This is a genomic window from Paraburkholderia sp. 31.1 (assembly GCF_014397645.1).
In the GTDB taxonomy this organism is placed as follows: Bacteria; Pseudomonadota; Gammaproteobacteria; order Burkholderiales; family Burkholderiaceae; genus Paraburkholderia; species Paraburkholderia tuberum.
Genome location: NZ_VZQN01000026.1, coordinates 25,265 through 40,733 on the forward strand (window position 1 = coordinate 25,265; position 15,469 = coordinate 40,733).

Consider the following 15,469-nt stretch of genomic DNA (forward strand, 5'->3'; position numbering starts at 1 on the left):
GCCGCAACGATCAGAACGGAATATCGTCGTCCATCTCGTCGAAGCCGCCGCCAGCCGGCGCGCTCGGACGGCTCGCACCGCCACCGCCGCCACCGCCACGCGAACCGCCACCCGACGACATCGCGCGACCACCGCCGCCGCCGCTGCGCTCCGACGGCTCGCCACGGCTATAACCGCCTTCATCGCCGCCACCCATCGACGCGCCGCCGCGGCCGCCGAGCATCTGCATCTGCTCCGCGACGATCTCGGTCGAATAGCGATCGGTGCCGTCCTGCGCCTGCCACTTGCGCGTGCGGATGCGCCCTTCGAGGTACACCGACGAGCCCTTCTTCAGATATTCCGCCACGATTTCCGCGAGGCGGCCGAAGAACGCGACGCGGTGCCACTCGGTGGCTTCCTTCATCTCGCCCGACGCCTTGTCCTTGTAGCGGTCCGTCGTCGCAAGGCGGATGTTCGCCACTGCGTCGCCGCTCGGAAGATAGCGGACTTCCGGATCGGCGCCGAGGTTGCCGACCAGAATGACCTTGTTCACGGATGCCATGAATTTCTCCTGTTGATTCCTGTTGCAAGCGGCGCGGCACTACGCGGTTCGCGTCTCACGGCCGGCAGGCCCGAGACCAGAAGAGCGCGCCTCTGCCCGCCGCCGGGTGAGTTCTGGATGATTCGGGAGGTGCCCCGAGTACGCTGTGTTATGCCTTGCGCGGCGGCTGTTTCATCTTTGCGGCGATTATAAGCCAGCAAAATACCAGCCCGGAGCAGGCGAAGAAAACCGCGCTCTGGCCGTTCACCTTCAGCAGCCAGCCGCCGACCATTCCGCCCAGCGCAAGACCGATCGACTGCGTGGTGTTGTACACGCCGGCCGCGGCTCCCTTGCGGGTACCGGGCGCGAGCTTCGACACCAGCGAAGGCTGCGAGGCCTCGAGAATATTGAAGCCGAGAAAGTACACGAACAGGATCGCCGCCACACTCAGAATCGTATGCGGAGCAACGCCCAATAACAACTGGCCGATCAGGATAAGAGCGATCGCCGACAGCAGCACGATCTTCATCTTGCCGCGCTTCTCGGCGGCGATGATCGCCGGCACCATCATCACGAACGACAGCCCCATCACCGGCAGATACACCTTCCAGTGTGAAGCGACCGGCAGCCCGCCCGCTTCGAGAATGCGCGGCACGACGAGGAACAGCGCGGTTTGCGTGGCGTGCAGCACGAGCACGCCGAAATTCAAACGCAGCAACTCGACGTTGTGCAGCACTTCGGCGAACGGCGCGCGCACATGCACCGGCTTCGGCGCATCGGGCACGACCCATATCACGACGCCGATCGCGAGAATCGAGAACACGCCGACCAGCGTGAAGAGCCCGCTCATGCCGAGCCAGTGGAACACGATCGGCGCGCCGACGATCGCGACCGCGAACGACACGCCGATGCTGCCGCCGACCATCGCCATCGCCTTCGTGCGATGTTCCTCCGAGGTCAGATCGGCGATGAACGCGATCACCGCCGACGACACCGCACCCATCCCCTGAATCACCCGGCCGACGATGATCCACGTCATGTCGTGCGCGGCCGCCGCGACGAAGCTGCCGATCGCGAAGATCAGCAGGCCCGTCGCGATCACCGGCTTGCGGCCGACCTTGTCGGAGATCCAGCCATAGAAGATGTAGAGCATCGACTGCGTGACACCGTACGCGCCGAGCGCAATGCCGACGAGCAGCACGTTTTCGCCGCCGGGAATGGTCTTCGCGTAGATCGAGAACACCGGCATGATCATGAAGAGACCCAGCATGCGCAGCGCGAAGATGGCGGCAAGCGACACGGTCGCGCGCAATTCGGGCGCGCTCATGCGTGTGGAGATGGCGGACGGATTGGACATCGAAGCGTTGTTTGAATGAACCGGGCGGCGAGCCCGTGGGGACAGCCTTGGCCGCCGGCACAGTGGAGCAGAACGAACAGGCAGGCGGCTAGCTCCGGCATATCGGCGGGACCGCGCCGACGAGACGCGCAAAGCCCGTGCCCCATCGCCCCCGCTCGCCCCTCGCGGCATCTTGTACTCACGGAAAACGGCCCCAGTTACGGCTTTTTCCCGCTGTCAGCACACCGTAACGGCGGTCTGGAAAAGTCGTTATAGTAGCAGGTTTGGCCTCTTTCCCTTTCCGCAGTTCATGGAATAAATCCGTGGAACAAATCCGTATTCGTGGGGCTCGCACCCACAACCTGAAGAACGTCAATCTCGACCTACCGCGTCACAAGCTCGTCGTTATCACGGGGCTTTCGGGCTCCGGCAAATCGTCGCTGGCGTTCGATACGCTGTATGCGGAAGGACAGCGGCGCTACGTCGAAAGTCTGTCCGCCTATGCGCGGCAGTTCCTGCAACTGATGGAAAAGCCGGACGTCGACCTGATCGAAGGCTTGTCGCCGGCTATCTCGATCGAACAGAAGGCGACCTCGCACAATCCGCGCTCGACGGTCGGCACCGTCACCGAAATCCACGACTATCTGCGTCTGCTGTTCGCGCGCGTCGGCACGCCCTACTGCCCCGATCACGAGATTCCGCTCGAAGCGCAAAGCGTGTCGCAGATGGTCGACGCGGCGCTCGCGCTGCCCGAGGAAACGCGCGTGATGATCCTCGCGCCCGTCGTCAGCGATCGCAAGGGCGAGCACACGGATCTGTTCGAGGACATGCAGGCGCAAGGCTTCGTGCGCTTTCGCGTGCGCTCGGGCGGCGGCACCGCCAACGAAGGCACTGCGAAAATCTACGAAGTCGACTCTCTGCCGAAGCTGAAGAAAAACGACAAGCACACGATCGACGTCGTGATCGATCGTCTGCGCGTGCGCCCCGACGTGAAGCAGCGCCTTGCCGAATCGTTCGAAACGGCGCTGCGTCTCGCCGACGGCCGCGCGATCGCGCTCGAAATGGATACGGACAAGGAGCACCTGTTCAGCTCGAAGTTCGCCTGCCCGATCTGCTCCTATTCGCTGCAGGAACTCGAGCCGCGCCTGTTCTCGTTCAACAACCCGATGGGCGCGTGCCCCGAATGCGACGGCCTCGGCCAGATTACGTTCTTCGATCCGAAGCGGGTGGTCGCGCATCCGTCGCTGTCGCTCGCGGCGGGCGCGGTGAAGGGCTGGGACCGGCGCAACCAGTTCTACTTCCAGATGCTGCAGAGCCTCGCTGCGTTCTACGACTTCGACATCGACACCGCGCTCGAGGACCTGCCGGAGAAAGTCCGCAAGATCCTGCTGTACGGTTCGGGCAAGCAGGAAATTCCGTTTTCGTACATCAACGAGCGCGGCCGCACGTCGGTGCGCGAGCACGTGTTCGAAGGGATCATCCCGAATCTGGAGCGGCGCTACCGCGAAACCGATTCGTCCGCGGTGCGCGAAGAACTCGCCAAATACCAGAATAGCCAGCCATGCCCGGCGTGCGCGGGCACGCGGCTGCGTCGCGAGGCGCGCTTCGTGCGCATCGGCGCGGACAGCGACGCGCGCGGCATCTTCGAGATCAGCGGCTGGCCGTTGCGCGACGCGCTCGGCTACTTCCAGACCCTGCGTCTCGAAGGCTCGAAGCGCGAGATCGCCGACAAGGTCGTCAAGGAAATCGTCGCGCGTCTGATGTTCCTGAACAACGTCGGGCTCGATTACCTGTCGCTCGAACGCAGCGCCGAAACGCTGTCGGGCGGCGAAGCGCAGCGCATTCGCCTCGCTTCCCAGATCGGCTCGGGGCTGACCGGCGTGATGTACGTGCTCGACGAACCGTCGATCGGCCTGCATCAGCGCGACAACGACCGGCTGATCTCGACGCTCAAGCATCTGCGCGATCTCGGCAACTCGGTGATCGTCGTCGAGCACGACGAGGACATGATCCGCATGGCCGACTACGTGGTCGACATGGGCCCGGGCGCCGGCGAGCACGGCGGCATGGTGATCGCCGAGGGCACGCCGAAAGAGGTGCAGAAGAACGCGGCGTCGCTGACGGGCCAATACATGTCCGGCGCGCGCACGATCGAATACCCCGACGAGCGCAAGGATCCCGACGAGCGGCGCCTGCGCATCGTCGAAGCGTACGGCAACAATCTGCACAACGTGACGCTCGATCTGCCGGTGGGTCTTTTGACCTGCGTGACCGGCGTGTCCGGCTCGGGCAAGTCGACGCTGATCAACGACACGTTGTATCACGCGGTCGCGCATCATCTGTACGGCTCGGCCACGGAGCCTGCGCCGTACGAGTCGATCGAGGGCCTCGAGCACTTCGACAAGGTGATCAACGTCGACCAGTCGCCGATCGGCCGCACGCCGCGCTCGAATCCGGCCACCTACACGGGCCTTTTCACGCCGATCCGCGAGCTGTTCGCGGGCGTGCCGGCCGCCAAGGAGCGCGGCTACGATCCGGGGCGCTTCTCGTTCAACGTGAAGGGCGGGCGCTGCGAATCGTGCCAGGGCGACGGCGTGCTGAAGGTCGAAATGCACTTCCTGCCCGACGTGTACGTGCCGTGCGACGTGTGCCACGGCAAGCGCTACAACCGCGAAACGCTCGATATCCAGTACAAAGGCAGCAACATCAGCGAAGTGCTCGACATGACGGTCGAACACGCGTACGAGTTCTTCAAGGCCGTGCCGGTCGTCGCGCGCAAGCTGAAAACCCTGCTGGACGTGGGTCTCGGCTATATTCGCCTGGGTCAGTCGGCCACCACGCTGTCGGGCGGCGAGGCGCAGCGTGTGAAACTGTCGCTGGAACTGAGCAAGCGTGATACCGGTCGCACGCTATACATCCTTGACGAACCGACTACCGGCCTGCACTTTCACGATATCGCGCAGTTGCTGGAAGTCATACACCGGTTGCGTGACCAGGGTAATACCGTCGTGATCATCGAACATAATCTCGATGTAATCAAAACTGCGGACTGGGTCATCGATCTCGGCCCCGAAGGCGGCGCCGGCGGCGGGCAGATCATCGCCCAGGGCACGCCCGAGCAGGTCGCGAAGTCGAAGGCCAGTTTTACCGGCAAATATCTGGCGCCGCTGCTCAAGCGCGCCGCCACCACAAAGTAACGCTGCACTACCGAGGTTGGAGACGGGATAAGCCATGACCAAGCGTAATCAGGCGCACGAAGAAGATCGGGTGCAGGACCTGCGCCCGCGCCCGGTCAGGCTGACCAGCGACATGAGTCTGCCGAAGCTGTCGGCGGTCGAGATCGGCAGCTACGTGGTGATGCTGTTCGGTATGTGGGCGGTGATCGAACTGAAGCTGCTCGGCGCGCTGCTCGCCGGGCTGCTGGTGTTTCAGCTCGTGCATACGATCGCGCCGCGCATCGAGCGTCACATGTCGAGCAAGCGGGCGCGCTGGCTCGCGGTGGTGATTCTGTCGACGCTGATCGTCGGCGCGCTGACGGGACTCACGCTCGGCATCATCTCGCATTTCGAGAACGACGTGCCGAGCGTGCAGGCTCTGCTCGATCAGGCCATGCAACTGATCGACCAGGCGCGCGGCAGGATTCCCCAATTCGTCGCGAACTATCTGCCGGTCGACACCGAGCAGATGAAGACGAAGGCCGCCGAACTGATGCACACGCACGCGAACATGCTGCAGCAAAGCGGCACGACCGTGGCGCGCGCGTTCACGCACGTGCTGATCGGCATGATCATCGGCGCGATCATCGCGGTCGGTGCGCAGAAGCATATCCAGCGGCTGCCGCTGTCCACCGCGTTCGTCACGCGCGTCACGCGTTTTGCCGACGCGTTTCGCCGCATCGTATTCGCGCAGGTGAAGATCTCCGCGCTGAACACGGTGTTCACCGCGATCTTCCTGCTCGTGATCCTGCCGGTTTTCCACGACCGGCTGCCGCTGTCGAAGACGCTCGTGCTCGTCACGTTCATCGCGGGTCTGCTGCCGGTGATCGGCAATCTGATCTCGAACACGATCATCGTCGCGGTCGCGCTGTCGGTGAGTTTTCCGGCGGCGATCATGTCACTTGTGTTCCTGATCCTGATTCACAAGCTCGAGTACTTCCTGAACGCGCGGATCGTCGGCGGGCAGATCGAGGCGCGCGCATGGGAGCTGCTGATCGCGATGCTGGTGATGGAAGCGGCGTTCGGTCTCGCCGGGGTCATCGCGGCGCCGATTTTTTATGCGTACATCAAGCGGGAGCTGATTTATTTGCGGTTGGTGTGAGTTGGGCTGGGTCGAGTAGCAAAAGTCAGCACTCACTAGCGCTCTGCAGCACACGCGGCAGTCCACGCAGCCGACGAAAGCGCAAGCGGCACTTCGGTGCCGCTTTTTTTTGCTTCCCGCGCCCCTGCATCGTCGCCTCTTGCTGACAGAAAACTTGCAGCCGACCGCGTCAACCCCTAAGATGCGAACAATTCCTATTTACACCCAGTCCGCATCGTGACGTTTCACCTGATCTCCCACCCGCGTCTCCGCCTGGGTCCCTGTTGTGCATTGCCGGCTCGCGCATGAGACGCCAGCTTGTCCGCCTGCACCGCTGGTTCGGCGTCGCGACCGCACTGTTTCTGTTGGTCGCGGGCCTTACGGGCGCGATCATCGCGTGGGACCACGAGCTCGATGCCGCGCTGAACCCGTCGTTTTACCAGGCTCGCACGGTCGGGCCGACGCTGTCCGGCCTCGAACTGGCGAATCGCGTCGAAGCCGCCGATCCGCGTCTTCGGGTGACCTATCTGCCGCTCGCGGTCGAACCGGGCCACACGCTGCAGATGATGGTGCTGCCGCGCACCGATCCGGCGACGAAGCAGCCCTATCCGCTCGATTTCAATCAGATCGCCGCCGATCCCGTCACCGGCGAGATCCAGGGACGCCGCGAGTGGGGCGCCGTGTCGCTCGCGCGACTCAACCTGATTCCGTTCATCTACAAGCTGCACTACACGCTGCAGTTGCCGTTTACCGGCGGTGTCGACCTTGGCACCTGGCTGATGGGGATCGTCGGCATCGTGTGGCTCTTTGACTGCGTGATTGCGCTGTGCCTGTCGTTTCCGAGCCTGAAGGCCTGGCGCAAGTCGTTCACGTTCCGCCTGAAACGCGGCGGCTATGCGTTGACGTTCGATCTGCACCGCTCCGGCGGCGTATGGATCTGGGGCCTGCTGGCGATCGTCGCGCTGACGTCGATTTCGATGAATCTGTCGTCCCAGGTGGTGCGGCCGATCGTGTCACGACTGTCGACGCTGACACCCGATCCGTTCAGCAACCCCGAAATCCTGCGCGCGCCGCAACCCGGCGATCAGGTGCTGAGCCGCGAGCGCATCGTCGAACTCGCCGGGCAGGCCGGCAAGGAAATGCATGTCGCTGCGCCGCCGGGCGCGCTCTACTACGCCGAATTCATGCACGCGTATGGCGTCGGCTTCTACACGTCCGGCAACGACCACGGCGACACCGGCCTCGGCAACCCGTGGATGTATTGGGACGCCGCCACCGGCAAGCGGCTCGCCGCGCGGATTCCCGGCCGAGGCACGGCCGGCGACATCTTCCTGCAGGTGCAGTTTCCGCTGCACTCGGGGCGCATCCTCGGTCTCGGGGGGCGGATTCTGATCAGCGCGGTGGGGGTGGCGGTGGCCGTGCTGAGCGTCACGGGCCTGCTGATCTGGCTGAAGAAGCTGAACGCGCGCCGTCGTTCCGCGCAAAACGCGAATCTCGCGAGAAGCACGGGCGGCGCGGCAGCGCGTTCGTAACGCGAGCAGGTAAAGGGACGCGCCGGCCTCGACCGGCGCAGTGTGACTGGCGCGGCTCCTAGCGGAACACCACCGTCTTGCTGCCGTTCAGCACGACGCGATGCTCCACGTGCCACTTCACCGCGCGCGCGAGCGTCACGCACTCGACGTCGCGGCCGATCGCCGTCAGTTGTTCCGGCGTCATGCTGTGGTCCACGCGCTCGACTTCCTGCTCGATGATCGGACCTTCGTCGAGATCGGTCGTCACATAGTGGGCGGTTGCCCCGATCAGCTTCACGCCGCGGTCGAACGCCTGGTAGTACGGCTTCGCGCCCTTGAAGCTCGGCAGGAACGAGTGGTGGATGTTGATCGCGCGGCCGGCGAGCGCCTCGCACAGGTTCGGCGACAGGATCTGCATGTAGCGCGCGAGCACCACGAGGTCGGCCTGATGCTCGTTGATCACTTCGAGCACGCGCGCTTCCTGCGCGGTTTTCGCTTCGGGCGTGCCGCCGAGCAGCGGGAAATGATGGAACGGGATGTCGTAGCTCGCGGCGAGCTGGTAGAACTCCTTGTGGTTCGAGATGATCGCCGGGATGTCGATGTTCAACTGACCGGTGCGGTAGCGGAACAGCAGATCGTTCAGGCAGTGGCCGATCTTCGACACCATGATCACGACGCGCGGCTTCACGTTCGCGTCGTGCAATTCCCAGCTCATGCCGAACTGCTCGGCGAGTGTCACGAACGACGCGCGCAGCGCGTCAAGCCCCGGATCGCCGCCCACCTGCTGAAAATGCACGCGCATGAAGAACTCGCCGGTGCGGCTGTCGCCGAACTGCGCGGAGTCGAGAATATTGCTGCCCCGCTCGAACAGAAAGCCCGACACGGCGTGAACGATGCCGGGCCGGTCGGCGCACGACAGTTTGAGGATAAAGCTGTGATCGGTCGACATGACCTCGGTGACTCCCTTGTTCAATGCGTGGTTTGTTTCAGTGGGTACTGGCTGCACGGGTTGAGCTCGACTGATGAGCCTGAGCTAGGCGAGCGCCGGCGGCGCGAACAGCGCGTCGATGCCCTCGCACGCGTCCTCGTCGATCCAGCGGCGGCGCAGCAGGCAATCGAGCGTCGCGAGGCTGGCATCGACGGTCAGCGCGCCTTCCTCGATCCAGCGCGCGACTTCGTCGATGCGCGCGAGCCGGTGTTCGCCCACTTCGCCGTCCTGGTTGCGCGGCGCGAAGTCGGCGGGCAGCGCGAGGTCGTAGATGAAAATCTGCTCGGCCTGCGTGCCTTCCGGCAGCGATTGCAATACATGCGCGGTGCGGCCCGCGACCGCGCTCGCCGCGATCTGCGCCGGAATGCCCGCTTCTTCCCAGCATTCCTTGACGATCGTCTCGGCGATGCCGAAGCCCCAGCCAATCCCGCCTGCGACGACGTTGTCGAGCATGCCGGGGTCGGTCGCCTTGGTATCGCTGCGGCGCGCGATCCACAATTGCGGTGCGCCACGCGGCGCCCCGCCAAAGGGCGCCCCGCCAAAGGGCGCTCCGCCATCCGCATATTCTACGACGCCGTTCAGATGCACCGCGTAGGTCATCGTGCCGAAGAAGCGCGACGCCGCGCGCTCGATATACGCGAGCGGCGGCGCGTCGAACGCATTGCGGATCGCGTACGTCTCGTTGCGCCAGCCGGGGATGCGACCATCGGCGGCGAGCGCGCCGATCACGGAAGCGAGCGCCGCGCTGCGCAGATCGACGGTATCGAACGTGGCGCAGAGCGTCACGCCGTCGTTCGCCATCTCGAACACGTCGGGCCAGCGCGCGAGCAGCGGCACGTCGCGCTCGCGAATCCACCCGACCTGTTCGGCGCCGATCAGAAACGGCCGATGCGCGTTCGCGTCGAAGCGGCGCGCGGCGGTGATGCAAGGCAAAGTCATCGGAAAACTCCAAACTGTTCGCCGTCGTGGCGAACCGGGGCAAAGCAGAAGCGGGCGGATGGCGTGACGACTGTCAGTCGCGCAAGGCGACGCGAATCCCGATCGCGATGAACGTCGCGCCGGCCACGCGATCGAGCCACAGGCCCACGCGCGGCCGCCGTCTGAGCCAGCCGCCGATGATCCCCGCGCACACGCCGAATAGCGAAAACACCACGACGGTCTGCAGCATGAACAGCGCGCCGAGCTCCAGCATCTGTACGGTGACGCTCTGCGCGCCGTCCGGCTGCACGAACTGCGGCAGAAACACGACGAAGAACAGCGTGACCTTCGGATTCATCAGATTGCCGAGCACGCTCTGGCGAAACACCGTCGAAAGCGGCTGCGGCGCACGCTCGTGCGCGGTCGCGAGGCCCTGGCTGCGCAGCGCCTTGATGCCGATCCACACCAGATACGCGGCGCCGGCGAGCTTGATCGCTTCGAACGCGAGCGGCGACGAGCGCAGCAGCGCGGCGACGCCGAGCGCCGCGAGTGTCGTATGAAACGTGATGCCGGCGGCAAAGCCGAGCGCGGCGACCAGGCCGGCCGCGCGGCCCTGCGAGATGCCGCGCGCGAGCACCTGCAGATTGTCCGGGCCGGGCGCCACGGTGATCGCGATCGAGGTGGCAAGAAACAGCAGGAAGTTGGGCATCGTGGTGGCCTTCTGGTTAGGCGACTGGTGAACCATGATGGGTGAGCCATATCGTTGAGCCCGGTTGGTTTTGCTCGGCCAACGGGGCTTGTGCGGCTCATGCGACTTTAGCCGCTGGTACGGCGGGAAACGCTACCGCGCGTCACGGCACGCGCCGTGACTACCTCCCGGTTCAATGACCGTCGAAACTCGTCACGGTATAGAGCGCAAGACCGCCCTCGCCCAGCAGCTTCGAGCCGCCCAGCTCCGGCAGATCGACGATCGCCGCGCCTTCCACGACGACCGCGCCGAGCCGCTCGAGCAGCAGTTTGCCGGCCATCATCGTGCCGCCGGTCGCGATCAGATCGTCGATGATCACGACGCGGTCGCCCGGCTCGCACGCATCCTCGTGAATCTCGACGGTCGCGGTACCGTATTCCAGTTCATACGATTGCGAGATCCGCTTGTACGGCAGTTTGCCTGCCTTGCGAATCGGGATGAAGCCAACGCTCAACTCATGGGCGACGATCGGCCCGATGATGAAGCCGCGCGCATCGAGCCCGGCAATGTAGTCGAGCTTCGCGTCGATATAGCGCTGCACGAACAGGTCGATCAGCACACGCAGCGACTTCGGCTCGCGCAGCAGCGGCGTGATGTCGCGGAACTGCACGCCCGGCTGCGGCCAGTCGGGCACCGTGCGAATGTGACTTCTGATGTAGTCGGCCGCATCGAGCGGCGCGCTCGCGAGCGCCTTGGACATGATGTCTCCGGATGGACCTCGACAGGTCCGGTGAAAGGCTTGAATCAGGGTCGCCCGCCAGAACGGGCCAGGCTCACGGGTTCAGGCCGCAGCGGCGCGGCGATGCTTCGACAGCCGCTCCTCGGCTTGCGCCAGTTGTTCGGGCAGACCGCGCAGCACCACGATGTCGCTCGCGCGCAGTTTCGTCGACGGGTCCGGTTCGACGCCGCGGATGCCGTGCCGGCGGATCGCGGTCACTTCGACACCGAGTTCGTACAGGCCCACCTCGGCGAGCGTACGGCCCACCGCGTCGGCGCTCTCGTCGACCGGCACCGATTGTAGCCGCACCTGCTCGTGGCCGTCGTCGTCGTCGATGTCGTCGGCGCCGTGGAAATAGCCGCGCAGCAGCGAATAACGTTCGTCGCGCATCTCCTCGACGCGCCGCACCACGCGCCGCATCGGCACACCCATCACGACGAGCGTATGCGACGCGAGCATCAGGCTGCCCTCGACGATCTCCGGAATCACCTCCGTCGCGCCGGCGGCGAGCAGTTTCTCCAGATCGGCATCGTCGACGGTGCGCACGATGACCGGCAGCGTCGGCTCCATCTCGTGAATGTTGTGCAGCACGCGCAGTGCCGACGGCGTGTTCGCGTAGGTGATCGCGATCGCGGCCGCGCGATGCAGGCCGGCGGCCAGCAGCGACTCGCGCCGCCCCGCGTCGCCGAACACGACCGATTCGCCGGCTGCCGCGGCCGCCGCGACACGGTCGGGATCGAGATCGAGCGCGACATACGAGAGCCCTTCATGCTCGAGCATGCGTGCGAGGTTCTGCCCGGCGCGGCCGTAGCCGCAGATGATTACGTGGCCGCTCTGCTTCAGGCTTTGCGTGGCGATGCGCGTCATCTGCAACGACTGCATCATCCATTCGGTCGACGACAGCCGCAGCACGACACGGTCCGCGTTCTGGATCATGAACGGCGCGGCGAGCATCGACAGCAGCATCGCGGCGAGAATCGCCTGCAACAGCGTCGCGTCGACGAGATGTCGGTCGAGGATCAGGTTCAGCAGCACGAAGCCGAACTCGCCCGCCTGCGCGAGACCGATACCGGTACGCATCGCGACGCCCGGCGTCGCGCCGAAGAGCCGCGCAAGGCCGGTGATCATGACCAATTTCAGCAGCACCGGGCCGAGGAAAAAGGCCAGCACGACGAGCGGATGCTCCCAGATCACGCGCGGATTGAGCAGCATGCCGGTGGTCACGAAGAAGAGCCCGAGCAGCACGTCGCGAAACGGCTTGATGTCCTCTTCGACCTGATGCCGATACGGCGTCTCGGCGATCAGCATGCCGGCGATGAACGCGCCGAGCGCGAGCGACAGCCCGAATTTGTCGGTGATGAACGCGGCGCCGAGCGTCACCAGCAGCAGATTGAGGACGAACAGCTCCTGCGAGCGGCGCCGCGCGACGACGTTGAACCAGCGCGTCATGAAGCGCTGCCCGACGATCAGCAGCAGCGCGAGGGCCACGACGATCTTGATCGCCGCGACGCCGAGCGCGCTGACCAGATTCTCCGAGCGGCCGCCGAGCGCCGAAATGATGATCAACAGCGGCACCACCGCGAGATCCTGAAACAGCAGCACGCCGAAGATATTGCGGCCGTGCTCGGTTTCGATTTCGAGCCGCTCCGCGAGCATCTTGCTGACGATTGCCGTCGACGACATCGCCAGCGCGCCGCCCAGCGCGACGCTCGCCTGCCACGTGATATGCACCCAACGCTCGAGCACGAAGCCGAGCGACACCGCCACCGCGACCGTGCCGATCACCTGCAGCAAGCCGAGTCCGAACACGAGCCGGCGCATCGTGCGCAGCTTGGCGAGCGAAAACTCGAGCCCGATCGAGAACATCAGGAACACGACGCCGAATTCCGCGAGATTCTGCGCCCCCGCCGAATCGGGAATCAGCCCGAACGCATGCGGCCCGACGACGATGCCGACCGTCAGGTAGCCGAGCATCGGCGGCAGATTCAGGAAGCGAAAGATCACCACGCCCGCCACCGATGCCAGCAGCAGAAACAGCGTCATTTCGAGCGGGGAAATCATCGGCAAAAACGCATGGGTGAAGCGTCCTCGTTCGTCAGCGGAACCGCGCACGAGAACGCCGTGCGAGATGATTGATTGGGCCGGCAAAAAAGCTGCAAAAAGGCGGCAAAGCAGCTGAAAAAGGGATTGTCGACAGGCCGATGCAGACAGCGGCTCGGCACAGCAGGCCCGGCGCGGCGAACAGGCGCCTTTGCTATACTCCGCGAATGATAGCGAAAATCAATGGCGACAGGGCACTTACGCTTGCTCGCGACGTACTCGACATCGAAGCGGACGCCGTGCGCGCGCTTCGCGATCAGCTCGACGGCAGTTTCGTCGGCGCTGTCGATTTCATCCTGGGTTGCCGTGGACGCGTGGTCGTCTCCGGCATCGGTAAATCCGGCCACGTGGCCCGCAAGCTCGCGGCCACGCTGGCAAGCACCGGCACACCCGCGTTCTTCGTGCATCCGGCGGAAGCAAGCCACGGCGACCTCGGCATGGTCACCGCCGACGACGTATTTCTCGCGCTGTCCAATTCGGGCGAAACCGAGGAGCTGATGGCGATCCTGCCGCTCATCAAGCGGATCGGCGCGAAGCTGATCGCGATGACGGGCCGTCCTGGCTCAAGCCTCGCGCAACTCGCGGATGTGCATCTGAATTCCGGCGTCGCGAAGGAAGCCTGTCCGATGAATCTCGCGCCCACCGCCAGCACCACCGCCGCGCTCGCGCTCGGCGATGCGCTCGCGGTCGCGGTGCTCGACGCGCGCGGCTTCGGCCGCGACGACTTCGCGCGCTCGCATCCGGGCGGCGCGCTCGGCCGACGCCTGCTCACCTACGTGCGCGACGTCATGCGCACCGGTGACCAGTTGCCGCAGGTCACCCCCGAGGCAACCGTCAGCGATGCCCTCTTCCAACTGACCGCGAAGCGCATGGGCATGACCTCGGTCGTCGACCGCGAGGGCCGTGTGACGGGCATCTTCACCGATGGCGACCTGCGCCGCGTGCTCGAACGCGACGGCGATTTCCGCCACCTGCCGATCGCCTCGGTGATGACCGCGGGCCCGCGCACGATCGGGCCGGATCATCTCGCGGTCGAAGCCGTGGAACTGATGGAGCGCTATCGTATCAATCAGATGCTGGTCGTCGACGAAACGGGCAAGCTGATCGGCGCGCTCAACATGCACGACCTGTTTTCGAAGAAGGTGATCTGATGGCCGTTGCTCCCCCTACCGCTACCGAACGCGCAAGCCGCGTGAAGCTGATGATTTTCGACGTCGACGGCGTACTGACCGACGGCGGCCTGCTGTTCACGGCGGAAGGCGACACGATGAAAGGCTTCAACTCGATGGACGGCCACGGCATGAAGCTGCTGCGCCAGGCCGGCATCGAAACGGCGCTCATCACCGGGCGCAAGTCCGGCATCGTGGCCGCGCGGGCGAAAGAAATGAACATCGCGCATGTCTACCAGGGCGTGCAGGACAAGCCACAGGCGTTCGCCGACCTGCTGCGGCAAACCGGCCTCACCGCCGAGGACTGTGGCTACATGGGCGACGACTGGGTCGATCTCGCGGTGATGCTGCGCGTCGGCTTCGCGGCCGCGCCGGCCAATTCGCATCCCGAAGTGATCGCGCGCGCCCACTGGGTCAGCGAGGCGCGCGGCGGTTACGGCGCGGCGCGCGAAGTGTGCGACACGCTGCTGCGTGCCCAGCACAAATATGAAGCACTGCTCGCGGCGGCGTGCAGCGGCGAGCAACGGGGCCTCGTGGGATGAACCAGTTTCGCCTGACTTCGCTGATCCCGCTCATCGCGATGGCGGCGCTCGCCGGCATCACGTGGTGGCTGCTACAAGCCACGTTGCCGCGCAAGACCGACGACGAGGTGCGCCCGAAGGAACACACGCCGGACTACTTCGCCGACAACTTTTCGGTGTCCGAGCTCGACCAGTCAGGCGCGACGCAGTACCGGCTGACCGCGCAGTCGCTGGTCCATTACGAGGACGACGAAATGAGCGACCTCGTCAAGCCGGCGATGCGTGCGTTCCAGCCCGGCAAGCCGATCGTCACCGCGACCGGCGACACGGGCACGGTCAACGCGGATGCGTCGATCGTCAATCTGTACCAGAACGCGCGCATCCTGCGCGCGCCCGGCGGCGGCGATCCGCAGATGCAGGCCGATTCCGAGCATTTCAGGGTCCTCGTCAACGACGATGTGATCGAGACTGAAAAGCCAGTTAAACTTCAGCGCGGCATGTCCGTGATGACTGCCAGCGGCATGAAATACAACAATGTCACCCGGTTTATGCAACTGTTCGGCAATGTAAGAGGCGCAATCGCCGCGTCCGATTCCGGCCACTAAGCCAACGCATACCGGGTAATCCATTCCAGGCGTGACTGC

General features: G+C 64.9%; 13 protein-coding genes. 6 read left to right on the forward strand and 7 right to left on the reverse strand.

Annotation, left to right across the window (positions count from 1 at the left end; translation table 11 throughout):
- Window positions 1-10: 10 nt before the first annotated feature.
- Together F6X37_RS20670 and F6X37_RS20675 are read right to left on the reverse strand one after the other, a co-directional pair.
- Entirely contained in the window at window positions 11-541 is a 531-nt protein-coding gene (locus F6X37_RS20670; protein ID WP_187612601.1) for a single-stranded DNA-binding protein, read from the reverse strand.
- 148 nt (window positions 542-689) lie between these two features.
- Complete coding sequence (locus F6X37_RS20675; protein WP_184027022.1) at window positions 690-1,877, reverse strand: MFS transporter; 1,188 nt, start codon at window positions 1,875-1,877, stop codon at window positions 690-692.
- Window positions 1,878-2,179: 302 nt separating this feature from the next.
- Here F6X37_RS20675 and uvrA point away from each other — a divergent pair, with 302 nt between their 5' ends.
- The 3 genes from uvrA (at window position 2,180) to F6X37_RS20690 (ending at window position 7,684) form a co-directional block, all read left to right on the forward strand.
- A complete protein-coding gene (gene uvrA / locus F6X37_RS20680) occupies window positions 2,180-5,053 on the forward strand; it encodes an excinuclease ABC subunit UvrA (RefSeq protein ID WP_187612602.1) in 2,874 nt (957 codons plus the stop codon).
- A gap of 34 nt (window positions 5,054-5,087) precedes the next feature.
- A complete protein-coding gene (locus tag F6X37_RS20685; protein WP_187612603.1) occupies window positions 5,088-6,173 on the forward strand; it encodes an AI-2E family transporter in 1,086 nt (361 codons plus the stop codon).
- A 284-nt stretch (window positions 6,174-6,457) separates the two neighbouring features.
- Window positions 6,458-7,684, forward strand: coding sequence for a PepSY-associated TM helix domain-containing protein (locus tag F6X37_RS20690; RefSeq protein WP_187612604.1), 1,227 nt, complete (start codon window positions 6,458-6,460; stop codon window positions 7,682-7,684).
- Window positions 7,685-7,742: 58 nt separating this feature from the next.
- On the opposite strand, the gene purU is transcribed toward F6X37_RS20690, so the two are convergent.
- From purU to F6X37_RS20715, 5 genes are all read right to left on the reverse strand, one after another.
- Complete coding sequence (gene purU / locus F6X37_RS20695; protein WP_184067058.1) at window positions 7,743-8,612, reverse strand: formyltetrahydrofolate deformylase; 870 nt, start codon at window positions 8,610-8,612, stop codon at window positions 7,743-7,745.
- Between the two features lie 84 nt (window positions 8,613-8,696).
- Window positions 8,697-9,590: an NUDIX hydrolase gene (locus F6X37_RS20700; RefSeq protein WP_090802952.1), complete on the reverse strand. Its 894-nt coding sequence runs from the start codon at window positions 9,588-9,590 to the stop codon at window positions 8,697-8,699.
- 73 nt (window positions 9,591-9,663) lie between these two features.
- Window positions 9,664-10,278 carry a LysE family translocator gene (locus tag F6X37_RS20705; protein WP_184027294.1) on the reverse strand — a complete coding sequence of 205 codons (615 nt, stop codon included), beginning with the start codon at window positions 10,276-10,278 and terminating at the stop codon, window positions 9,664-9,666.
- A 172-nt stretch (window positions 10,279-10,450) separates the two neighbouring features.
- Window positions 10,451-11,017 carry an adenine phosphoribosyltransferase gene (locus F6X37_RS20710; protein ID WP_184062472.1) on the reverse strand — a complete coding sequence of 189 codons (567 nt, stop codon included), beginning with the start codon at window positions 11,015-11,017 and terminating at the stop codon, window positions 10,451-10,453.
- Between the two features lie 81 nt (window positions 11,018-11,098).
- Complete coding sequence (locus tag F6X37_RS20715) at window positions 11,099-13,096, reverse strand: cation:proton antiporter (RefSeq protein WP_090802948.1); 1,998 nt, start codon at window positions 13,094-13,096, stop codon at window positions 11,099-11,101.
- 206 nt (window positions 13,097-13,302) lie between these two features.
- Between F6X37_RS20715 and kdsD the strand changes: the two genes are divergently transcribed.
- From kdsD to lptC, 3 genes are read left to right on the forward strand one after another with little or no spacing between them, the layout of a single operon-like run.
- A complete protein-coding gene (kdsD, locus tag F6X37_RS20720) occupies window positions 13,303-14,286 on the forward strand; it encodes an arabinose 5-phosphate isomerase KdsD (protein WP_184062475.1) in 984 nt (327 codons plus the stop codon).
- On the forward strand, window positions 14,286-14,846 hold the full coding sequence (locus F6X37_RS20725) for a KdsC family phosphatase (protein WP_184026959.1): 561 nt from the start codon (window positions 14,286-14,288) through the stop codon (window positions 14,844-14,846). Before kdsD ends, F6X37_RS20725 begins: the two co-directional genes overlap by 1 nt.
- Entirely contained in the window at window positions 14,843-15,430 is a 588-nt protein-coding gene (gene lptC, locus F6X37_RS20730) for an LPS export ABC transporter periplasmic protein LptC (RefSeq protein ID WP_018419357.1), read from the forward strand. Before F6X37_RS20725 ends, lptC begins: the two co-directional genes overlap by 4 nt.
- The last annotated feature ends 39 nt before the right edge of the window (window positions 15,431-15,469 follow it).

Coding starts and splice junctions, on each gene's coding strand:
- F6X37_RS20690 (WP_187612604.1), top strand. CDS start 6,458: ATGAGACGCCAGCTTGTCCGCCTGCACCGCTGGTTCGGCGTCGCGACC.
- F6X37_RS20715 (WP_090802948.1), bottom strand. CDS start 13,096: ATGATTTCCCCGCTCGAAATGACGCTGTTTCTGCTGCTGGCATCGGTG.
- F6X37_RS20670 (WP_187612601.1), bottom strand. CDS start 541: ATGGCATCCGTGAACAAGGTCATTCTGGTCGGCAACCTCGGCGCCGAT.
- lptC (WP_018419357.1), top strand. CDS start 14,843: ATGAACCAGTTTCGCCTGACTTCGCTGATCCCGCTCATCGCGATGGCG.
- purU (WP_184067058.1), bottom strand. CDS start 8,612: ATGTCGACCGATCACAGCTTTATCCTCAAACTGTCGTGCGCCGACCGG.
- F6X37_RS20675 (WP_184027022.1), bottom strand. CDS start 1,877: ATGTCCAATCCGTCCGCCATCTCCACACGCATGAGCGCGCCCGAATTG.
- F6X37_RS20705 (WP_184027294.1), bottom strand. CDS start 10,278: ATGCCCAACTTCCTGCTGTTTCTTGCCACCTCGATCGCGATCACCGTG.
- kdsD (WP_184062475.1), top strand. CDS start 13,303: ATGATAGCGAAAATCAATGGCGACAGGGCACTTACGCTTGCTCGCGAC.
- F6X37_RS20700 (WP_090802952.1), bottom strand. CDS start 9,590: ATGACTTTGCCTTGCATCACCGCCGCGCGCCGCTTCGACGCGAACGCG.
- F6X37_RS20725 (WP_184026959.1), top strand. CDS start 14,286: ATGGCCGTTGCTCCCCCTACCGCTACCGAACGCGCAAGCCGCGTGAAG.
- F6X37_RS20685 (WP_187612603.1), top strand. CDS start 5,088: ATGACCAAGCGTAATCAGGCGCACGAAGAAGATCGGGTGCAGGACCTG.
- F6X37_RS20710 (WP_184062472.1), bottom strand. CDS start 11,017: ATGTCCAAGGCGCTCGCGAGCGCGCCGCTCGATGCGGCCGACTACATC.